At 58.1% G+C, this 20,524-nt stretch carries 18 protein-coding genes and 1 pseudogene; 13 read left to right on the plus strand and 6 right to left on the minus strand.

Going from position 1 to position 20,524, the window contains the following annotated elements:
* Positions 1-5 precede the first annotated feature (5 nt).
* Genes CKA38_RS15200 through CKA38_RS16205 form a run of 3 tightly spaced genes read left to right on the plus strand, consistent with a single transcriptional unit; the run spans position 6 to position 2,767 of the window.
* Positions 6-1,253: a hypothetical protein gene (locus CKA38_RS15200; RefSeq protein WP_152032625.1), complete on the plus strand. Its 1,248-nt coding sequence runs from the start codon at positions 6-8 to the stop codon at positions 1,251-1,253.
* A gap of 48 nt (positions 1,254-1,301) precedes the next feature.
* Entirely contained in the window at positions 1,302-2,219 is a 918-nt protein-coding gene (locus tag CKA38_RS15205) for a hypothetical protein (RefSeq protein WP_152032626.1), read from the plus strand.
* Positions 2,216-2,767, plus strand: coding sequence for a hypothetical protein (locus CKA38_RS16205; RefSeq protein WP_152032627.1), 552 nt, complete (start codon positions 2,216-2,218; stop codon positions 2,765-2,767). The genes CKA38_RS15205 and CKA38_RS16205 overlap by 4 nt, the downstream gene beginning before the upstream one ends.
* A 127-nt stretch (positions 2,768-2,894) precedes the next feature.
* On the opposite strand, the gene scpA is transcribed toward CKA38_RS16205, so the two are convergent.
* Together scpA and CKA38_RS02415 are read right to left on the minus strand one after the other, a co-directional pair.
* Complete coding sequence (scpA, locus tag CKA38_RS02410) at positions 2,895-5,042, minus strand: methylmalonyl-CoA mutase (RefSeq protein ID WP_108824074.1); 2,148 nt, start codon at positions 5,040-5,042, stop codon at positions 2,895-2,897.
* Between the two features lie 90 nt (positions 5,043-5,132).
* A complete protein-coding gene (locus tag CKA38_RS02415) occupies positions 5,133-7,262 on the minus strand; it encodes a methylmalonyl-CoA mutase family protein (RefSeq protein ID WP_108824075.1) in 2,130 nt (709 codons plus the stop codon).
* A gap of 801 nt (positions 7,263-8,063) precedes the next feature.
* On the opposite strand from CKA38_RS02415, the gene mce reads away from it, so the two are divergent.
* The 6 genes from mce to guaB all read left to right on the plus strand — a co-directional run bounded on the left by mce (position 8,064) and on the right by guaB (position 14,362).
* Complete coding sequence (gene mce / locus CKA38_RS02420; protein WP_108824076.1) at positions 8,064-8,483, plus strand: methylmalonyl-CoA epimerase; 420 nt, start codon at positions 8,064-8,066, stop codon at positions 8,481-8,483.
* 37 nt (positions 8,484-8,520) lie between these two features.
* Positions 8,521-10,074, plus strand: a complete 1,554-nt coding sequence (locus CKA38_RS02425) for an acyl-CoA carboxylase subunit beta (protein WP_108824077.1) — start codon at positions 8,521-8,523, stop codon at positions 10,072-10,074.
* A gap of 95 nt (positions 10,075-10,169) precedes the next feature.
* Positions 10,170-10,589: an OadG family transporter subunit gene (locus tag CKA38_RS02430; protein WP_108824078.1), complete on the plus strand. Its 420-nt coding sequence runs from the start codon at positions 10,170-10,172 to the stop codon at positions 10,587-10,589.
* Positions 10,590-10,658: 69 nt separating this feature from the next.
* Positions 10,659-11,045 (plus strand): biotin/lipoyl-containing protein, encoded by a 387-nt coding sequence (locus CKA38_RS02435; protein ID WP_108824079.1) that lies wholly within the window; start codon positions 10,659-10,661, stop codon positions 11,043-11,045.
* Between the two features lie 255 nt (positions 11,046-11,300).
* Positions 11,301-12,659 carry an OmpP1/FadL family transporter gene (locus tag CKA38_RS02440; protein WP_108824080.1) on the plus strand — a complete coding sequence of 453 codons (1,359 nt, stop codon included), beginning with the start codon at positions 11,301-11,303 and terminating at the stop codon, positions 12,657-12,659.
* Positions 12,660-12,784: 125 nt separating this feature from the next.
* Positions 12,785-14,362 carry an IMP dehydrogenase gene (guaB, locus tag CKA38_RS02445; protein WP_108824081.1) on the plus strand — a complete coding sequence of 526 codons (1,578 nt, stop codon included), beginning with the start codon at positions 12,785-12,787 and terminating at the stop codon, positions 14,360-14,362.
* A gap of 191 nt (positions 14,363-14,553) precedes the next feature.
* Here the strand turns inward: guaB and CKA38_RS02450 are convergent, their stop codons facing one another.
* From CKA38_RS02450 to CKA38_RS02465, 4 genes and pseudogenes are all read right to left on the minus strand, one after another.
* The gene (locus CKA38_RS02450; RefSeq protein ID WP_108824082.1) at positions 14,554-15,024 is read right to left on the minus strand and encodes a zinc ribbon domain-containing protein; all 471 of its coding nucleotides are present in this window, start codon (positions 15,022-15,024) and stop codon (positions 14,554-14,556) included.
* A gap of 31 nt (positions 15,025-15,055) precedes the next feature.
* Positions 15,056-16,069, minus strand: coding sequence for an aminotransferase class V-fold PLP-dependent enzyme (locus CKA38_RS02455; RefSeq protein WP_257791575.1), 1,014 nt, complete (start codon positions 16,067-16,069; stop codon positions 15,056-15,058).
* A gap of 248 nt (positions 16,070-16,317) precedes the next feature.
* Positions 16,318-16,731 (minus strand): annotated as a pseudogene (locus tag CKA38_RS16940) (N-acyl amino acid synthase FeeM domain-containing protein); the annotation flags it as partial.
* Positions 16,732-16,863: 132 nt separating this feature from the next.
* Complete coding sequence (locus tag CKA38_RS02465) at positions 16,864-17,493, minus strand: glycerol-3-phosphate acyltransferase (RefSeq protein ID WP_161554678.1); 630 nt, start codon at positions 17,491-17,493, stop codon at positions 16,864-16,866.
* A 110-nt stretch (positions 17,494-17,603) separates the two neighbouring features.
* On the opposite strand from CKA38_RS02465, the gene CKA38_RS02470 reads away from it, so the two are divergent.
* The 4 genes from CKA38_RS02470 to CKA38_RS02485 all read left to right on the plus strand — a co-directional run bounded on the left by CKA38_RS02470 (position 17,604) and on the right by CKA38_RS02485 (position 20,491).
* Positions 17,604-18,761, plus strand: a complete 1,158-nt coding sequence (locus CKA38_RS02470; protein WP_108824086.1) for an esterase — start codon at positions 17,604-17,606, stop codon at positions 18,759-18,761.
* Between the two features lie 95 nt (positions 18,762-18,856).
* Entirely contained in the window at positions 18,857-19,522 is a 666-nt protein-coding gene (locus CKA38_RS02475) for a DUF1573 domain-containing protein (protein WP_161554680.1), read from the plus strand.
* 61 nt (positions 19,523-19,583) lie between these two features.
* The gene (locus CKA38_RS02480) at positions 19,584-20,021 is read left to right on the plus strand and encodes a rhodanese-like domain-containing protein (protein WP_108824088.1); all 438 of its coding nucleotides are present in this window, start codon (positions 19,584-19,586) and stop codon (positions 20,019-20,021) included.
* Positions 20,018-20,491, plus strand: a complete 474-nt coding sequence (locus tag CKA38_RS02485) for a MauE/DoxX family redox-associated membrane protein (RefSeq protein WP_108824089.1) — start codon at positions 20,018-20,020, stop codon at positions 20,489-20,491. Before CKA38_RS02480 ends, CKA38_RS02485 begins: the two co-directional genes overlap by 4 nt.
* The last annotated feature ends 33 nt before the right edge of the window (positions 20,492-20,524 follow it).

Below are 20,524 nucleotides of genomic sequence, written 5' to 3' on the forward strand. Positions count from 1 at the left end.
ACGCCATGGGATTCTTAAACGATTGGTTGATAAGAAAGATGCAAGATAAGCGAATTGCAGCGCATATTGTTAAAACACACGAAGTGGTGTGTAAAATAGATAATATGGATCGTGCACATGCGCTCCTCTGGGTTGGGTTTCTTATCACTGAATCCAGAAAAGACACCATAAACATTTATCCGACATTTCACAATCCAACACGATTTTCAAGAAATGAACTATTCAATATATATAGTCTACTGGATGACATTCGACTTAATCTAGCTCAAAAAGTGAATCAGACGCTAAATGCTTCTTACGCATCTATTCTTTTAAACGCTGAGAAAAAAAGCCATATAATAGCTACGTTGAATGGTTGGCATATTGTATTAGCAACGCTGGCTTTTGGATTGGTTCCTGACCCTAAAGATCAAGTTCGCAGTATGTGGACCATACTAAAATCTTCGCATGATTGTTTATCATCAGCGATGCAGAAATTCAGAAGGTGCACACAAGAGATGGACAATGAAGAATTTCCATATACAGATGAAGAATATATCAATATGGGCAAAATACTTCCTGAATATTTTTTCCCAAATACAGCGCTAAATTCAGACATTACAATTAGCAACAAATCACAATGTTTGCAATCTACCTGTATAGAAGAGATAGCAACACCTCAAGGGATAATGGAAAAAATCGCCATAAGCACACTATTGAATCAGCCCGAGCACGCGTTTATACCTGCATTAGAAAAACATTTTGAAACTCAAGATTATAGACGAGAGATTGCAATCGCCGTTGCATACAAACAATTCAAGATTCTTGTGGAAGCATCCGAAGCGCAATACATTGAATGTGTTCAGAAAGGGAAACAATGGCCAGGAGGGCCAAAATCGCTTGACGAGATGATTAGGTTTACCGATCCAGACACAAACAAGCCTAAAGATAAGATAGCTTATTGGAGACGATTTTGGTTTGTGAGGGCAGGCCTGTTGCTTCGCGCGGAGAGGATGGCATCTCATCGCGAGGACGCACGAGATTTTTGTATCAGAATATGGATTGGAATTATCCGTGCATCAAAAAACACAGACGTTTTTTTTGAGCAAAGCAAACTATGGGAAAACAATGAAAAAGAATTGTTTACGCTTTATAAAACATATACGCCACAGGAAATGATCGTTACAACCTACAATATTCATGCACCAGAATTTACAAAAGAAGATGAAAGAATGCGTCAACTTCACCGCGATATAATTTGCCAAAACTTATAAATTAACAAAACCTCCACTTCCTATCCGTTCGTCAAAACCCAAACTTTTATGCCAACCATTACTATATCCAGTTATCGTATACGTTTCCAAGATACTGCGAAAAAAATTTATCTTAAAATTAATGATCCCATGTTAGATGGAGTTCATGCTTTCTTTGAAAATTATTTCGGAAAACTTCAAACAAAGAAGATTAACGACCCGAGTAGTAAAAAAGTCCTAAGTGCAAAACAGGTAACCTCCAAATCCCCCAACTTTGAAGGTTTAGTGATAACTGGAGAATATGGATACGAAACAGAATTATTAGATGTTAAAGGAAAAAAGAAACCTTATCAACGCTCAACAACTGAAGCTGAATTGCTCCCGTTCTATTTTAGATATTATATTCCTAAAACCGGGGATTCATCGGTTCTACTTTTACAAAGATTCGGAACATCGGGTGTGAGAAAGACATTGGGTAATAATCTTTTACCTGAATTTGAAAAACAATTTTCTGGCGTTAAATTATTCATCACACCTTTAATTCCCGATGGCCTTTTGGATAAACTCATGAATGGTGGGTTACATGCCATAACATTAAGAAAGAATACATTACCGAGCGATGTATGTGATCAATTAAATGAACGAAGCATAGAAGCGGGACGCATGGACGTAGTAATAACAGCAAAGCATGGGCATGTTTTTAGTGCCATACTCAATAAAATAAAAAATATTTTGATCGGTAATGACTATGCTCCAATATATGACGTTATACGAATCAAGGGTTTCGCACACGATAAAACATTAGTTGATATAGAATTAGGAGGAAAAAAAAGACGTATAGATCTTAGCAACCTCACAAAACTACGAGCTATAATAGACATAACTGATGACATTAAGGTGGCGCCAAATGGACACCCAGAGTTCGAATCTATATCAAGCGAGACCAAAAAAATAATGAATGACATTATAAACACACTGCGAATATGAGCTCAAAAATAAATATATTAAATATTTTTTTGGATCATTTTAAAACAATGCGCGATGATGGACGCGATAAGATATCCAAACGAGACATATTTTTATTTTATGCCCTACCGATTATTATTTCTATTGGAGTTGTTTTTTTACTAAATAAAAACATAAGTAGTGATACAATAAATCTATTGATCACAATTTTTTCCATTTTTGTAGGGCTACTCCTAAATCTATTAGTGTTAATTGTGGGATTCCGCAACACCATCATGCAAAATGCAATTAAACACAAGGTGTTGGACGAGACATTCTACAATATATCTTATGCAATTTTAATATCAGTAATATTAATTGTGTTGTTATTTACGGCTATAGTGTCATCTGGCATTCCTATGCAGATAATTTCCACTACTTCATTTTTTATTATAGGTAATTTTATACTTACACTCCTTATGATTCTTAAACGCGTCCACATGCTATTAACAAAACAAGATAAAAAGCCTCAGTGTTCCGACTCTAATGCAAAGTATATTGAGCAATCAGCTATTAGCAAAAATAAGTAAAGTGACAGTTATTATAGTATTTTCGAATAATCCCAAGAAGGGGCTTCGCATCGCGAAGCCCCTTCTTGGGAAACAGACTGGCAGCCTGCGCTACATCAGATAAAGCGGCTGTAATTCGTTTCTACTTTTACAGACGTTCTAAGAGCAATTCCAGTATCTTTTTAGTGCTCTTGGGGATGACGGTGCCGGGGCCGAAGATGGCGCTGGCGCCGTTTTTCAGGAGGAAGTCGTAGTCTTGCGCCGGTATAACGCCGCCGCAGATGACCAGAATGTCTTCACGGCCGCGTTTTTTGAGCTCGGCTACGAGTTGCGGGAGGAGGGTTTTGTGGCCTGCGGCGAGGCTGCTCATCGCTACGACGTGGACGTCGTTTTCGACGGCTTGCTGGGCGGTTTCCGCCGGGGTTTGGAAGAGCGCGCCGATATCCACGTCGAAGCCGAGGTCGGCCATTGCGGTGGCGACAACCTTGGCACCGCGGTCGTGGCCGTCCTGGCCGAGTTTGGCGACGAGGATGCGGGGGCGGCGGCCTTCCTTTTCTTCGAATTTTTTGACGAGTGTGCGGACTTCGTTGATGATGGGTTCGTCTCCGTAGGCCATGCGATAAACTCCTGATATGCTGCGGATTGTGGCTTGGTAGCGTCCGAATTTCGATTCGAGCGCGGAACTGATTTCTCCAAGTGTGGCGCGGGCTTTGGCGGCCTCGACCGCGAGTTCGAGGAGATTGCCTTTGCCAGTGGCGGCGCACTCGGTGAGGGCGTCGAGGGTGGCTTGGGTCTTGGCGTTGTCGCGGGCGGCCTTGAGTTCGTTGAGGCGCTTGATTTGCGACTCGCGGACGGCGGTGTTGTCAACTTCGAGGATTTCGAGGGCGTCCTCTTTTTCCATGCGGTATTTGTTGAGGCCGACGATGGTTTCCTTGCCGGAGTCGATCTTGGCCTGGCGGCGGGCGGCGGCTTCCTCAATGCGGAGCTTGGGAAGGCCGGCTTCGATGGCCTTGGTCATGCCGCCCATGGACTCGACTTCCTCGATGTGCTTCCAGGCTTTTTCGGTGATTTCGCGGGTGAGGGCCTCGACGTAGTAGGAGCCGGCGAAGGGATCGACGACGTTGCAGATGCCGGACTCGTTTTGGAGGAAGAGCTGGGTGTTGCGGGCGATGCGCGCGGAGAAGTCGGTCGGGAGGGCGATGGCCTCGTCGAGCGCATTGGTGTGGAGGGATTGCGTGTGGCCGAGCGTGGAGGCGAGGGCTTCCAGGCAGGTGCGGGCGACGTTGTTGAAGGGGTCCTGCTCGGTGAGCGACCAGCCGGAGGTTTGCGAGTGGGTGCGCAGGGCGCGGGACTTGTTGTTCTTGGGGCCAAATTGCGAGGTGATGCGGTCCCAGAGGGTGCGGGCGGCGCGCATTTTGGCGATTTCCATGAAGAAGTTTTTGCCAATGGCCCAGAAGAAGGAAAGGCGGGGCGCGAAGGCGTCCACGGGGATGCCGGCCTTGACGCCGGTGCGGATGTATTCGAGTCCGTCGGCGAGGGTGTAGGCGAGCTCGAGGTCGTTGGTGGCGCCGGCCTCCTGCATGTGGTAGCCGGAGATGGAGATGGAGTTGAACTTGGGCATGTTCTTCGAGGTGTATTCGAAGATGTCCGCAATGATCTTCATCGAGGGCGTGGGCGGGTAGATGTAGGTGTTGCGCACCATGAATTCCTTGAGGATGTCGTTCTGGATGGTGCCGGAGAGTTGCTCAAGTTTGACGCCTTGCTCGAGGGCGGCGCAGATGTAGAAGGCCATCACGGGGAGGACGGCGCCGTTCATGGTCATGGAGACGGAGACTTTGTCGAGCGGGATGCCGCCGAAGAGGGTCTGCATGTCGAGGACGGAATCGATGGCGACGCCGGCCTTGCCGACATCACCGACAACGCGGGGGTGGTCGGAGTCGTAGCCGCGGTGGGTGGCGAGGTCGAAGGCGACGGAGAGGCCTTGCTGGCCGGCGGCGATATTGCGGCGGTAGAAGGCGTTGGATTCCTCGGCGGTGGAGAAGCCGGCGTATTGGCGCACGGTCCAGGGGCGCGCGACATACATGGTCGAGTAGGGCCCGCGCGTGAAGGGCGCGTGGCCGGGCATGGTGTCGAGGGTGGAGCAGCCGGCGAGGTCGGCGGCGGTGTAGTTGGCCTTGACGGGGATTTGCTCGTCGGTGAGTTCGACGGTTTCGGTGGCGGGCGCGCCGTTCGCCGTGTCGAGCTTGATGTCGTCGTAAGCGAGTTTGGTGAAATCAGGTGTGGTGGTTGTGCTCATTTTTTGAAAGTGGTGAGTGTGTAAGATGAAGTGTGAAACAACGGGACCCATTGGCCGAATATGGCCGATAGGTCCGATGCTTTTGTGTAATTACGCGCCGATTGTTTTTTGGATGTTGGCGAGCAGGCCGCGGACGTTGGCGCGGACGTGGATGAAGTCGTCGAAGCCGGCGGCTTTGTAGGTCGCTGCGAGGGTTTCGTCGGCGGGCATGCCGGCGAGGATGACTTGGATTTCCGGCTTGGCGGCCTTGACCGCCTTGGCGAAGGCGGGGGCGAGCTCGGGATAGGTGGCGTCGGTCGAGCAGAGGACCGCGACGGGAGCGCCGGAGGCGACCGCAGCCTTGGCGGCGTCCTCGGCGGTTTCGTAGGCGTCCTTGGCGATCATCTCGAAGCCGCCCGTGCTGAAGAAACCGGCGGTGAAGTCGGCGCGGGCCTTGTGCTGGAGAACGGGGCCCATTTTCGCGACGAAGATTTTCGGGCGGGCGCCGTTTTTCTTGGCGTAGGAGTCGGCCGCGGCGCGGAGGGCTTCGTAGCCTTCGGAGCCGCGAACGAGCGCGACGGGCGTGACGCCGGTTTCGGGTTTCGCATCCGGGTGAGTGGCGGCGAAGAGCTGGCCGATGGTCGCGCCTTGGGCGGCGGCCTGGATGCACGCGGCGGCGGAATCGGCGGCGACGTCGGGACTGACGGCGTTGACGATCTTGGTGGTGACGGCGAGCTTGATGCTCATCGTGGCCGGGCGGCGTTTCTTAACCTCGGCGGCGCGGGCGGCGACGAACTCGGGCGTGGCGAGCGGGCGGGCGACGGGGTCCTTTTCCTTGAGATTGGGGAAGAGGTTGGTGCCGACGAGGCCCATGCGGCGCTTGTCGAGGGAGTCGGATTTTGCCTTCGCGGTGTCGGCGACGGCGGTTTGGAGCGAGCCGGAGCGGAGGGCGGCGGTGAAGCCGCCTTGTTTCTCGATATCCTGGAACGCGGCCCAAGCTTTGCGGGCGAGTTCGTCGGTGAGTTTTTCGATGTAGAAGGAGCCGCCGGAGGGATCGTTGGGGGCGGTGACGTGGAACTCCTCGGCGAGGAGCGTGTGGATGTTGCGCGAGATGCGGCGCGAGAAATCGTCGGGCGAGCCCATGACTTCGTCGTAGGGGGCGATGTGGAGCGAATCGACGCCGCCGAGCACCGCGGAGAGCGCCTCGGTGGTGACGCGAAGCATGTTCACGTTGATGTCGAGCTTGGTCTTGTTCCAGCGGCCGGTGCGGGCGTGGACTTTCGGCGAAGTCTTGATCGCGTAGGCGGCTGCGACGCGCGCCCAGAGGAGGCGGAAGGCGCGGAACTTCGCGATTTCCATGAAGAATTGAGGGCCGATGGCGAAGTTGACGCGGAGGTGCGCGGCAACTTGCTCGGCGGTGAGGCCGCGTTTGCCGAGCTCGCGGATGTATTCAACTGTGGCGGCGATGGTGTAGGCGAGGTCCTGCACGGCGTTGCCGCCGGCGTTGAGCCAGAGGGCGGAGTCCACGCCGACGGTCGAGAGGCCGGGGGCGTTTTTCGAGGCCCAGAGCGTCCATTGGGCGAGGTCGTTTTGGAGCGAGTCGAGCGAGTCGGGAAGCGCGCCGCGGGCGGCGAGTTCGCCGAGGGGATCGGCGGTGACGGAGCCGTTGATCTTGGAGGCGTCGACGCCGCGCTGTTTCGCGAGGGCGAGGAGGAGCGAGGCGACGGGGAGCGCGGTCGCGCCGGCGTTGATGTGCACGGGGACGGCGGTGAGCTCGACGTTGTTGAGCGCGGCGGCGAGGTCGGAGAGGTCGCTCACGGAGAGGCCGCAGCAGCCGACTTCGGCGGCGGGCGCGGCGTCGGCGTCCTTGGCGGCGCGGGTGGCGCAGTCGAGCGAGATGGAGACGGCGTTCTGGCCGCGGTTCAGGTCGGCGAGGAGCGCGGCGTTAAAATCGGCGGGGGCGGCGAGGGCGATTTCCTGGGCGAATTCCCAAGGCGTCTTGAAGTAGCCCTTGTCGAGCGAGCCGCGCGCGGCGGAGGCGTCCTGCGCGGGGAGCGCCGCGGTGTCGAGGCGCGTGTAAAGCGGCTGGAGCGCAATGCCTTCGGGCGTCTTGGTGACGAGTTTTTTCTCGAAGGGCACGCCCTTGAGTTCGGTTTCGACGGTCTTGCGCCATTCGGCGTAGGCGGCGCGCAGGCCGTCGAGGGATTCGGGAGTATTGGTTTCGTTGGTTGTGCTGCTCATGTGTGGAAAAGTGACGGGTGAATGGGCGGCCGTTACAGATGCTGAGAGTTGCAATGGCCGGAAGAAAAGGGAGGAAGTTATTAAAAAATCAGATAAATAACAGCTAAAAATAAATGCCCTGTGTCGCTGAAAAGTCGCCGAAAAATGGCATCGGATGCGCGGCCGAACGCCGATGTTGAGCACGCGGCTGGTCGCCTCCCAAAACATGACACGCCAAAACGTGCGCCTTTCCGCATGAAACAAAAATGTGCGCTCCAAGCCATTTTGGCCACATCTACGAGTCTGCGAGTGGCCTGACATTGCACGGATTAATCACGGATTCGTCGCGACTCACCCAATTCAAAGACAAATTTAATCGCGAATGGACGCCAATGAACACGAATCGAATAAAACCAATCTGCTTCACATCATCTCTTTTCTGAATTCGCGTCTATTCGCGTCCATTCGCGGTTAAAAAATCTGACTTCGCGGCAAGGCCGCCCCGCCTTGATTTCCCCTCCCCTGCCCCGCACAGGCGCCGCGCGTCGCAAAAAAGTTAAAAGCCACGGAGAAATGCACTATTAGATTTCGCAATACTTTGGCGCGGAACAGGCGGGGGAGCCCCGGGAACGCGGGCATCCTGCCCGCAGGTTTGGAGGTTTGTGCGGCGCGCCATCTTGCGGGCGGGACGCCCGCGCTCCCGGGCGCAAGCGCGCTCTATCTTGCCCTGCAAAATTTTAAGATGCGCCCACGGAAGGGCATCAGTTAAACTTTATGTTTACAAGGCGGCGAAACATATCATCTTATTGAACCTTTCCTACCATGATTACGAACATCGACCACTTGGGAATCGCAGTCACATCCATCGACGCCGCACTGGGCTATTATGAAAAAGTCCTCGGCCTCAAATGCACGCATCGCGAGGAAGTCGCCTCGCAAAAAGTGCGCACCGCATTCATCCCATGCGGCCAGGTCAATATCGAGCTCCTCGAGCCCACCTCGCCGGACAGCCCGATCGCGAAGTTTCTCGAAAAGAATCCCCACGGCGGCATCCACCATATCGCCTACGCCACCGACGACATCACCAGCCAGCTCGCGCAGGCCAGCGGCGCCGGCGCGCGGCTCATCAACGAAACACCCGTCGAAGGCGCGCACGAAAAACTCGTCGCCTTCCTCCATCCGAAATCAACCTTCGGCGTGCTCACCGAATTCTGCATGAGCAAACCCGGCGCGCAGCACTGAGGACCGTCCCTCCAACCTTCAAACCTAATTTTTCACCATGGCAATATCCCCTAAACTGCTCGAAGAGCTCGCTGAAAAACGCAAAATCGCCCTCTCGGGCGGCGGCCCGGAAAAACTCGAGGCCCGCAAGAAAAAAGGCCTTCACACGGCTCGCGAACGCCTCACCTCGTTCTTTGACGGCGGCCAGTTCCTCGAACTCGGCCTCCACGTCGAACACTCCTGCCACGACTTCGGCATGGCCGACAAGCACATGGCCGCGGACGGCGTCATCACCGCCATCGGCTACGTTGACGGCCGCCCCATCGCCGCGTTCGCGCAAGACTTCACCGTCGGCGGCGGCGCCGTGGGCCGCATGCACGCCAAGAAAATCTGCGACCTGCTCGACTACGCCAAGCAATCCGGCATGCCCGTCGTCGGCATCAACGACTCCGGCGGAGCCCGCATTCAGGAAGGCGACGAGGCGCTCTCCGGCTACGGCCAGATCTTCTTCCGCAACACCCTCCTCTCCGGTGTCGTGCCGCAAATCTCCGTGATCGCCGGCCCCTGCGCGGGCGGCGCGGCCTACTCGCCCGCCCTCACCGACTTCATCATCATGGCGAAAAACGGCGCGCAAATGTTCATCTGCGGCCCCGAAGTCATCAAGGCCGCCACCGGCGCGACCGTCACCATGGACGACGTCGGCAGTGCCGTCACCCACGCCTCCATTTCCGGCAACATCCACTTCATCGCCGACAGCGGCGTTGAGGCCATGCAGATCGCCAAGAAACTCCACTCATTCCTCCCCTCGAACAACGTCATGGACCCGCCGCACAACCTGAACGTGCCGCTCGACATGACACCCGACCCCGTTCTCAACGAGATCATGCCCTCGAACGGCAAGGAAGGCTTCGACGTCAAGAAAATCATCGAAAGGCTCGTGGACAACGCCGACTTCCTCGAAGTGCAGCGCGACTTCGCCCGCAACATGGTCGTCGGCTTCGGTCGCATCCAGGGCATCGTCGTCGGCATCATCGCCAACCAGCCCAACTTCAAGGCCGGCACCATCGACATCGACGCCTCGGACAAGGCGGCCCGCTTCATCCGCTTCTGCAACGTCTTCAACATCCCCCTGCTCACCCTCGTTGACACCGGCGGCTTCCTCCCCGGCATCCAGCAGGAACGCGGCGGCATCATCCGCCACGGCGCGAAGATGCTCTTCGCCTACTCCGCCGCCACCGTGCCGAAAATCACCGTCATCATGCGCAAAGCCTACGGCGGCGCCTACCTCGCCATGTGCCCCAAGGACCTCGGCGCGGACATGGTCTTCGCCTGGCCCACCGCCGAAATCGCGGTCATGGGCGCGGCCGGCGCGGCCAACATCCTCTTCAAGAGGGAAATCTCCGCCGCACCCGACCCGAAAGCCAAGGCCGCCGAGCTCGCCGCCGAATACCAGTCCAAGTTCGCCGCGCCCTACCGCGCCGCCAGCAAAGCCTTCATCACCGACGTCATCGAACCCTCGGAGACGCGCGGCAAAGTCGCCATGGCCCTGCGCGCCACGCTCAGCAAACGCGAAACCCGCCCGCCCAAGAAGCACGGCAACATTCCGCTCTAAAAACGGACGGACCACCGCATAATCACGTCACCCGCTCGTAACAACCCGCCGTCCGCGGCCACGCGCAACGAACGGCGGGTCTCCAAAACGAATACATGACCAACACACTTATCCTGCTCGCACAAACCGCAGCGCCCGAGGACGCAGTCCTGTTCGGAAACAAATGGATCGCCCTCGCGGTAATCCTATCCGGCGTGGCAATCTTCATCGCGCTCATCGCCCTCTTCGGACGAATCCTCGCCGCCACGCACCCGGACGAAAAGAAAACCGCCGGCGCAAAGGCAAAACCCGCGGCCCCCGCGCCGCTCGTTGTCGAAGTGCCCAATGCCAGCACCGACACGCCCTCGCCCCAAATACTGGCGGTTATCGCAGCCTCGGTGGCCACCGTGTTCGGCCCCAAGGCGCGGATCGCCGGGGTGCAAACCGCAAAACCGCCCACCGTCGAGGCCCTCATGCAAATGTGGTCCCTCGAAGGCCGCCGGCAAATCTACACCTCGCACAACCCGCGAGGATAAAAAACTGGCCAAACGAAAAACACTCACACATCAACCAACAACCATTTAACCAAAACCAGAAAACTACATATGAAAAAGCTCCGCGTTACCGTAGAAGGCAAAGCATACGACGTCCTCGTCGAAATCATGGATGAAGGCGCCGCCGCACCCGCCGCCGCGGCACCCGTGCAAAGCGCCCCCATGTCCGCTCCCATCACAGCGCCCACGCCCGCGCCGGCCCCCAAGGCCGCACCCGCAGCCGGCGCAAGCGACATCGCCAGCCCCCTCGCCGGCAAAGTCGTCTCCATTGATGTCAAGGTCGGCCAGGACGTGGCCGAGGGCGCCCAAGTCGCCACCATTGAGGCCATGAAGATGAACACCTACATCTACGCCCCCAAGGCCGGCAAGATCGGCTCGATCCACGCCACTGTCGGCGACGGCATCGAGGAAGGCGCCATCATCATCAAATACGCCTGAGTCGCGCACCAAGCACACTTCAATTAACAAAGCCCGCCGGCTCAAAACCGGCGGGTTTTTTGACGCCCCGGAAACATAATGTGGCCCCCGAAAACCGCCCCCGTTCGCAAACGCATTATTTTCAGGCGGAAACACCGTCTTCCAAAACAATTGCAGTTATAAATTCTGCATTGCAATAAGCGGCGCATTAACTCTTTCTTCACAACTCTCTCCATCGCTCAACAGCGGACGGAAACCCAACAAGACAACCAAACTATGGAAACTTCCATGCATCCAAACGCCAAGGCCGCCAAGCGCAGCCTTTTGTCCACCCTCGCCCTCTCGCTCGCCCTCGTCGCCACGATCGGCACAGCACACGGGGCGGGCTTTGCAATTTACGAAACCGATGCACGCGGTTTCGCCATGGCCAACGCCAACGTCGGACGCAACGACGACGCCAGCGCGCTCTATTCCAATCCCGCCGCAATCACCCAGCTCCCCGGCTTCCAAATCAAAGCCGGCCTGAGCTTCATCATGCCTGACATTGATGTTTCGACAAAGGGATCCATCGACGGCACGTATCTGAACACTGAGTGGAGGAAAACACCGATGAATTCCTACACCGCGGTCATCCCTAACCTCTACGGCACCTATCGCATCAATGACAACATGGCCGTCGGCATGGGCATCTTCGTCCCCTACGGACTAAAGAGCGATTTCCCAGAGTTTGCGAATGCATGGCCTGGTGCTTACAACAACTACTACACGGAAATCGAAACCGTCGAGATGGCGCCGACCTTCGCCTACCGCCTCGTTCACGACCAACCTTGGGCCAAGAGCCTCTCGGTCGCCGTCGGCCTCGCGATTCTCAGGACTGATATCACGATCAAACGCCAAGTTAATTTGGCCTTGATGGAAGAGGATACTGCCTATGGCAGCCATTATTCTCCCCTCATCCTTGAGGGCGACGATTGGGAATTCGGCTACAACTTCGCAATCCAGTATGAAGTGAATGACAACCTTGCGTTCGGTATTGTTTATCGCTCCGGATTCGACACCAAAATTACCGGTGCAAGCGCCCGTATTCTTCCCAACAATCAAGCCGGTTATGCCGGACGTTCCGGTGGCAAGGCATGGGGCAAAATCGACCTGCCCGACTCTTGGTCCTTCGGCGTCAACTACTCGCCCGTCGCTCCGCTTAACATCGGTTTCCAGGCCCTCCGCACAAACTGGGGCTCCTACGACGAACTCAAGATTCAAGCATTCCCGGGTGAGCCAGGCAAAGTGGGTGAAGTCACAACCTCGGAAAAACACTGGAAAGACGTCTGGCGCTACAGCCTCGGTGCTGAATACCAACTCAACAACGCTCTCGCCCTGCGCGCTGGTTTCGTGATCGATAAAGACCCGGTGAATACCAAGTATGCCGACTACATGGTTCCCTCCAACGACCGCCAAATCTTCAGCACCGGTCTCGGTTGGCGAATCAGCAAGGCGGTCACCCTCGATTTCGCCTACGGCTACATCAAGATCAAGGAGAGCACCTTTAATGCGCGTCCGCGCGAAGGCGTCCTCGAAACTAAGGTTCACACCGGCCATGCGCACATCTTTTCCGCCAGCATAGCCTGCCGCTTCTGATAAAAATCAGAACAGGAAAACAATCTCCGCCAAAGCGCGACGCCCTCAAAAGCGTCGCGCTTTTTCTTTTTTTCAAAACACCGCTTGCACTTTTTTCGACCGCCATTAATACGTTCACGGCAACCATGAATCAGGCCGCCAACATATCAACCAACACGATCGACGCCGACTTCTATCTGGCCGCCGACGACTTCTTCAAATCCAACCGTCCGGTTGCGCTTACCTTCGACGACGTCTCACTCGCCACGCGCTACTCCCAAATCCTCCCCCGCGACACCGACCTCGCCACCAGCCTCTCGGACACCCTCCGGCTGCAAATCCCCATCATCTCGTCCGACATGGACACCGTCACCGAGTCGCGCATGGCCATCGCCATGGCTCTCAACGGCGGCATGGGCCTCATCCACTACAACATGACGCCAAAGGACCAGGTCCGCGAAGTCGCCCGCGTCAAGCGCCACATCCACGGCTTCCTGCAGGACCCCATCACCATCCGCCCCGACATGCTCATCGGCGACCTCCTCGCCCGCATCGAACAAAAGACATTCTCCTTCTCCACCTTCCCCGTCACCGACGAAAACGGCGTCCTCCTCGGCCTCGTCTCCGGCAACGTTGTCAAGGAACGCTACAAGACGAAAAAAATCGCCGACGTCATGACCCCGCGCGCCGACCTCATCACCGAGCACCTCAACGCCGTCACCAAGGATCCCATCAAGGCGGCGGACACCTTTTTCAACCAGCACATAGGCATCAACAAAATGCTCGTCGTCGATGACGCCGGCAAACTCCGCGGCATGGTCACCAGCCGCGACGTTGAAAGCATCACCAACGAGGCCAAGTCGCAGCGCAAACCCGCCCGCGACGCCAATTTCCGCCTCGTCGTCGGCGCCGCCATCGGCCCCGTCCGCAACCCCGACGGCTCGCTCGACCGCGAAAAAATCGTCTCGCACGTCTCCGCGCTGGTCGCCGAAAACGTCGACGTCGTCGCCATCTCCACCGCGCACGGCCACACCGCCGGCGTGGGCGACATGGTCAAGCTCGTCCGCGACGCCTTCCCCGAGCTCACCATCATCGCGGGCAACGTCACCAGCGCCTCCGGCGTGGAATACCTCGCCGACTGCGGCGCAAACGCCATCAAGGTTGGCCAGGGTCCAGGCTCCATCTGCACCACGCGCATCGTCGCCGGAATCGGCATCCCGCAGCTCACCGCGCTCTACACCGCCTCGAAGGGCGCCGCCGCCAAGGGCGTGCGCATCATCGCCGACGGCGGCATCACCAAGTCCGGCGACATCGTCAAGGCGCTCACCCTCGCCGACAGCGTCATCCTCGGCGGACTGCTCGCCGGCTGCCGCGAAGCCCCGGGCGAAATCATGGAAATCAACGGCAAGTTCTACAAACAATACCGCGGCATGGGCACGCTCGCCGCGATGAAAGCCGGCAGCGCGGCCCGTTACGGCCACGACAAAAACGACACCGCGCGCAAACTCACCGCCGAGGGCATTGAGGCGCTCAAGGAAGTTTCCGGCTCGACGGACGACGTCCTCGGCAACCTCATTGGCGGCATCCAAAGCGGCATGGGATATCTCGGGGCCAAAAGCCTCCCCGAGCTGCGCGCCAACGCCCGCTACATGCGCGTGAGCCCGGCAGGCCAAAAAGAAGCCTCCCCCCACGACGTGATCGAAGTCTCCACGCGCAAGCAGTGAGGCGGCTATTGGTCACGGTTCGGAGTTTTTCGGTTTGCTCGGTCGCATTTTGAGGCAGGGCAAACCGTCCCGGTGAGTCGCAACATCCCCGGCTCACCGGGACGGTTCGCCCTACCAAAAGGTATTTCCTCGCGACAATTTAAACCGAAACAACGCCAATGGCGAAATGTGCGGTGCCGTTATACTGCGCATTAGGCGGAAGGCGGCGGACTGTCTGGCGGGGATTGGTTTTGCCCAATGTAATTTTGGGTCACGCGGTAAAGGAGCAAGGCTATCCATGTCAGCATAAAGAGCATTGCGATGTCGCCAACAAGAAGCCCTGGATCCAGCCAATATAAGCGGGGAACTAATATAAAAAGACCAATAACGCTCACCATCATCGGGAAAAATATCAGCCATACGGCCAACACCGTAAACAGTTTGGTGTGTTTGCCGAATGCCGCCTCCCGCAACAGAAAGCCTTCCGCAAAGATGCGCTCAAATGGCGCAATTGCGGCAGTGGCGCTTATAGGGGCGCCACATGCAACGCAGAAATTGGCATGCGGAGCGTTGTGCTGGTGGCAACAGGGGCAAATCATCCACTCCAGATCATTCTCGATCTCAGAATCCCGAGCAGCCACGTCTTCGATGCGGACGTTGTTGCTGGCATCGGAATTTTGCATCGGGGTATTTATGGAAATGATTGCGGGCTGCCTAACTCTTCACCGCTTTCGCCGCGGCGGCGATTGTCGCCTTCGCCTCCGGCGTGCGGCGGCAGACCACGCTGAGCATGTGCACGAGTTTTTCCAGGGATTCGCGGCTCGGGTTGCCGAGCAGCGCCGCCTGTATCCAGTTGTGGTTTAGCAAATATTGGCTGCGGTAGCTGAGCCAGAAACCGCGCATTTCAAGTTCCTCGCCGAGCTCGGCGGCGGACATTTCCTTGACCGGCAGGATCGTCATGATGCCGGGGCTGGCGACGTCCTCGGACGCGGCAAGCTGGAAACCGAGACTCTGGAGTTGTTCGCGGAGCCATTTGGCGTTGTCGGCGATTTGTTGCATGCGCTCGGGCGTGGCTTGCTGCACGGCGATGTCGAGCGCGGCGACGAGGTTTGTGGAATGGGTGTGGGGCACGCTTTGGTTTTCGAACCAGTGGCCGAGATCGAGATAGCCGGGGAAGCGGTCGGGGTGCGGCTCGGGTTTGTAATTGTGAAACACCATCGCGATGCCGGGGAAGCTGCCGAGCCCCTTGCCGGAGGCGCAAGTGGCGAGATACATGCCATGAAGATCGACGGGCATGGCGCCGATGGAGCTGATGCAGTCGGCGCAGAGATGAAGGTTAAGGCGGTCGGCGAGTTTTTTGAGCTCGTCCAGCGGGTTCATGATGCCGGTGGACGTTTCGTGATGGACAAACCATATCCAGCCGCCGGCGGGGAGGCGCTCGGCGAGGCGGGTGACCTCGGCCATGTCGAAGGTGTGCCCCCAGGGGAGCTGGAGCCAGTCGTAGCGGAGTCCGGCGTTGCGGGCGTTGCCTGCGAGGCGTTCGCCGAATTCGCCGTTGGAGAGGATGAGGCCGGTGGTGCCGAGAAGGGCGAGCTGATTGGCGACAGTGGCGTTGGCGATGGTGCCGGAGCCGAGCATAATCTGGACATCGGCCGCGCCGGTGAGCTTGCAGAGGCGCGCGCGGATGTCGGCCATGCGGGTGATGAACAGCTTGCTGCGGTGCGAGATGGCGGGGCCGGAGAGCGCCTGGCGAACCTCGGAGGAGGTGGGGACGGGGCCGGGAAGGAAGTTGAGGACGTGCTGCTCGGGGCGGGGCCCTCGACAAAGGAGCTGCGGAGCACGGTGCTTTTTTCAAGGGTGCGGCCGAAGTTTTCCAGCGTCAGATACATGGGCTGGTATTGCGCCTGCTCGGAGCCGACGAGGGGGCCGAAGGGGACGAAGCCGAGATGCCGGTAGAGCTTCAACTGGCGCGTGGTGGCGGAAATGATGCAGATGTCGTAGCCGTTGTGGAGGCAGTGGCGCACGGCGTGCTCGAAGAGCTTTGGGAAGACGACGGTTTTGCGCGCATCGGGCTCGACGGCGAGCAGGCGCACTTCGCAGGCGGAACGGCCGGTGGGCAGGTATGCGTCGAGATTGGCGAGCTTGCTGTCGATGGAAAAGGGGCGCGTGCCGCGAATGGCGAGCATTCCCATGAGGCGGCGATCCTGCAGGCAAATGATGTAGGTGTTTTCAGCGTGAAAACGATCCACGAGGCGCTCGTCGGTGTTCGGGGCGTGCTGGGGGATTTCCTCGACGAAGGTGCGGTAATTGAGGCGGTGGATTTGCTCAATTTCCCAATCTTCGGTCGCGATTTTGTAAATATATTCAGTTTGGTCGTTTTTGTCGGCCATGGTGGTAAGAAAGTGTGGCAATAAAAGGGAAAGTGCGCGGGGTGGAAAGGGGAAAAACAAAGCGCTCTCACCGGAGGATGCGCGTAAAAGTGTTACCGGAAGGACTGCCAACCGTCCCACCCGCCGTTCCGGTCACGCTTTTTTTCCGAGCACGGCAAGAATGTTTGCGCGATGGGAAATCCAGAGTGTGAGGATCATTGCCGCGCAAATGAGCGTGGAAGCGGGATCACGCCAGAGCCACCAGGCAATCACGGGAAAAAGCGCATGCGTGACGAGCCACGAAACCGAAAAGGAGCGGCGGAAAACCGGCTTGAGCGCGAGCGCGAGCACGATGCAAATCGCGGCGGGAATAAAACCCTGCCCGCCCGCCAGAGGACACCATGCGCCGTAAAAAGTGGCCACGCCCTTGCCTCCGCGAAAGCCGAGCCAGACCGGCCAGATGTGCCCTGCGACAACGGCGTAGGCCGCGGCGCACCGCCATGCAGGGGGCGAGTCGGCCATGAAATAACTCGCGGCAAGCGCGACAAGGAAACCCTTGAGTATGTCGATGAGGACAACGGTATAAAAACCGCGCTTACCGAGAACGCGACCGGCGTTGGTGGCCCCGGTCGCCCCGCTGCCGATTTCGCGAATGTCGACTCCGCCGCGCTTTCTGGCCAGCCAATACCCGGGCGACAGCCCACCGATAAGATAGGCTGCGACAATAAACGCGATGTTCGACCAGGCGGGCATGACGGCGGTTAGGATGTTTTCAGTATGCAAAAAAATTAGGGCGCGGAAGGCGCGGCTCGCAAGCACACACATGCGCGCCATGCCATCCGGCAAATTTATTTGGCGTTGCGAATTATCCAAAATCAAAACACTTCACCGCGATGGCGAATCGCATCATGAACACGATCAAACGCACGCTCCCCATGGTATTCATTCCCGCAGCAGTCCTGGCCCTTGCCTCCCAACCCGACACCCTGGGCGCGCCCGAAATCAATCCCGATTCGTCGGCCACGTTTCGACTCCGCGCGCCCGACGCGCGCACGGTCGAACTGCGCTGCGAAGGCATTCCCTATACCGCGCTCGCCAAGGGCGACGACGGCGTGTGGACATTCACAACCGCGCCCCTCGCGCCCGACATTTACGCCTACTCCCTTCTCGTCGATGGCGTGCGGGTTACCGACCCCGCAAATCCGCACCTCAAATACAACCTCATAAACAACTCCAGCGAGCTCATCGTGCCGAGCCCCGCCGACGCGCCCCCGAAGGCATGGGAGCGCACCGACGCGCCGCGAGGCGCGCTGCACCGCCACTCCTTCAAGACCAAGGTCTCCGGCGACGACCGGGACTTCATCGTTTACACCCCGCCCGGCTACGATCCCGCCGACGCCTCCGCGCGTTATCCCGTTTTGTATTTGCTGCACGGATACAGCGACGACGCCACCGCATGGACAACCGCGGGCCGCGCCGACATCATTCTCGACAACCTCATCGCCGCCGGAAAAGCGCGCCCCATGATCGTCGTCATGCCGCTCGGCTACGGCACGATGGAAGTCGTCCGCGCCGGCTGGCAGGGCATGCGCGCCAAGCCCGGCCTGTGGGAGCAAAACATCCGCGACTTCACGCCGATCCTTCTCGACGAGGTGCTTCCGCGGGTCGAGGCCGCCTACCGCGTGTCACCCGCGCGCGAGGATCGCGCCATCGCCGGCCTCTCGATGGGCGGCGCCGAGTCGCTCAACATCGGCCTTAACCATATCGACAAATTCGCGTGGATCGGCGCATTCAGCTCCGGCGGCCTGCCCGGGGACCTCGACGCGGCGTATCCACATTTCAACGACACCACCGCGAAACAAATTCGCCTTCTCTGGCTCGCCTGCGGCAACACGGACCAACTCCTCACCGCAAACGACCAGGCCGTGAGCTGGCTGAAAGACAAGGCGCCCGACGCCCCGCTCTATTACGTCGTCACCGACCTCGGCCACACCTTCCGCAACTGGCGCCGTTACCTCGCCGAGTTCGCGCCGATGCTCTTCAATAAATGAAAAAGGTTTTTTTATCAACGCCCGGCCAAGGTGGCACAGACATTCCTGCCTGTGCGGGAAGGGGCGCGCGAGCCACGGCACGGATAAGAATGCCTGTGTCACCCTGGCAACGAAACATCGGCGTTCGCTTGTGCGTCGCCGTGTTTTTTCTGCTCCCCGCGCTCCGCGCCATCGACTGGGAGCGCACCGAAATCGAGCAGCGCGCCGAAATCGGCGAGACGCTCCCTCCCTATGAGTTCACCTTCAAAAATTCAGGGACGGCACCCGTCAGCATCACAAACGCCCGCGCCGGGTGCGGCTGCCTCGCACCCGTGATCGACAGGGAAACACTCGCGCCCGGCGAAACGGGCAAGGTGCTCGTCAAGTTTGACCGCACCGGACTCGTCGGCGAAGTCGCGCGCACCATCACGATCACGACCGACGAATCGCGCAACAACACCTACGAACTCACGCTCCGCGCCAATCTTCCCGAACCGCTCACCATCGCGCCGCGACTCGTTTTTTGGAAAAGCGAAAATTCCGCCTCCACAAAATCCATCGACATAAAAATCAACTTCGCCACGCCCGTTGAAATCACGGACGCGACATGCAACCGCGACAACTTCGACCTCGCGCTTGTCGCGCTCGAACCCGGACGCCACTACCGGCTCGACATCACGCCGCGAGACATCGCCACGCCGCGCCTCGCCGTCATCACCCTGAAACCCGCCGCGCCGCTTCCCGCCGGAACGACGCTCACCGCCTATGCGCAAGTCCGCTAAAAATCAATTTGGCAGGACGGGGCATCGGCTCAGACGGAGGCTTCGCCCCACCCCATAGCTGATGCGTCCGCTCCTCCGTCAAGCCCTCATTCTCCTCGTGCTCGCCGCCATTCCGGCGCTGATTTCGGGGTTCATGCACCGCGAGCTTTTTGACGACCCGTCGCTCGCCGGCGACGAAACCACGTGGGCGCAAGTTTATGCATGGCAGCGCGAGGCCGGCGCGGCGACATCGCAGCCTCGCATTCTTCTCATCGACGCGCGCCCCTCGGAATCCCACGCGGCCTCGCACGCACCCGGAGCGCTGCCGCTCAACCCGGCGCATTGGGAGCAACAGCTCCCCGCAATCATCGAGGAGCTCGGGCGCGCCGCCGAAACGCGCGTTGTTGTTTATTGCGACGACGCGCTCTGCGACACCAGCCGCACCGTGGCCGAACGACTCCAGCGAGAACTCGCGCTCACAAACGTGTTTGTCCTGAAGGGAGGCTGGCGCGCGCGATGAACAACAACAATCCCAGCCCCGCCGGCATTGCAAACACGGTGCCCGCGCGCATCACCGCCTCGCTCACGCTTCTCATCATCGCGGGCGTTTTTCTTTACGCGGGCGTGTCGAAAGTCAGCGATCCCGCCGCCTTCGCGCACGCCATCGAACTGTATCGCGTCGTGCCGCGCACGCTCGCCGTCATCACGGCGCTCTGGCTGCCGTGGATCGAAATCGGCTGCGCGTGCGCGATTTTTATTCGCGGCTTGCGCGGCGGCGCGCTCGCGATCCTCACCGCGTGCAGCGTCGTCTTCACCGCGATGATTGTCAGCGCCCTGGCACGCGGCCTCGATATTTCCTGCGGCTGTTTTGGCGATGGCGACACCGGACGCGCCGCGCTGCTCGTCAGCCTCGCGCGCGCCGCGATTCTGGCCTTTGTTTGCGGAGCAATGTTTCTCCGCCATGCGGCACAAACGGCCAAACCCGCGTAGAGTTTTAGGTAGGGCGAACATTCCCGGCTCACC

It is taken from the genome of Ereboglobus luteus (assembly GCF_003096195.1).
In the GTDB taxonomy this organism is placed as follows: domain Bacteria; phylum Verrucomicrobiota; class Verrucomicrobiia; order Opitutales; family Opitutaceae; genus Ereboglobus; species Ereboglobus luteus.

Excerpts from the sequence above, each read along its gene's own strand:
- CKA38_RS02440 (WP_108824080.1), top strand. The coding sequence starts at position 11,301 with ATGGAAACTTCCATGCATCCAAACGCCAAGGCCGCCAAGCGCAGCCTT.
- scpA (WP_108824074.1), bottom strand. The coding sequence starts at position 5,042 with ATGAGCACAACCACCACACCTGATTTCACCAAACTCGCTTACGACGAC.
- guaB (WP_108824081.1), top strand. The coding sequence starts at position 12,785 with ATGAATCAGGCCGCCAACATATCAACCAACACGATCGACGCCGACTTC.
- CKA38_RS02415 (WP_108824075.1), bottom strand. The coding sequence starts at position 7,262 with ATGAGCAGCACAACCAACGAAACCAATACTCCCGAATCCCTCGACGGC.
- CKA38_RS02425 (WP_108824077.1), top strand. The coding sequence starts at position 8,521 with ATGGCAATATCCCCTAAACTGCTCGAAGAGCTCGCTGAAAAACGCAAA.
- mce (WP_108824076.1), top strand. The coding sequence starts at position 8,064 with ATGATTACGAACATCGACCACTTGGGAATCGCAGTCACATCCATCGAC.
- CKA38_RS15200 (WP_152032625.1), top strand. The coding sequence starts at position 6 with ATGGGATTCTTAAACGATTGGTTGATAAGAAAGATGCAAGATAAGCGA.
- CKA38_RS02435 (WP_108824079.1), top strand. The coding sequence starts at position 10,659 with ATGAAAAAGCTCCGCGTTACCGTAGAAGGCAAAGCATACGACGTCCTC.
- CKA38_RS02470 (WP_108824086.1), top strand. The coding sequence starts at position 17,604 with ATGGCGAATCGCATCATGAACACGATCAAACGCACGCTCCCCATGGTA.
- CKA38_RS15205 (WP_152032626.1), top strand. The coding sequence starts at position 1,302 with ATGCCAACCATTACTATATCCAGTTATCGTATACGTTTCCAAGATACT.
- CKA38_RS02430 (WP_108824078.1), top strand. The coding sequence starts at position 10,170 with ATGACCAACACACTTATCCTGCTCGCACAAACCGCAGCGCCCGAGGAC.
- CKA38_RS02450 (WP_108824082.1), bottom strand. The coding sequence starts at position 15,024 with ATGCAAAATTCCGATGCCAGCAACAACGTCCGCATCGAAGACGTGGCT.
- CKA38_RS16205 (WP_152032627.1), top strand. The coding sequence starts at position 2,216 with ATGAGCTCAAAAATAAATATATTAAATATTTTTTTGGATCATTTTAAA.
- CKA38_RS02480 (WP_108824088.1), top strand. The coding sequence starts at position 19,584 with ATGCGTCCGCTCCTCCGTCAAGCCCTCATTCTCCTCGTGCTCGCCGCC.
- CKA38_RS02485 (WP_108824089.1), top strand. The coding sequence starts at position 20,018 with ATGAACAACAACAATCCCAGCCCCGCCGGCATTGCAAACACGGTGCCC.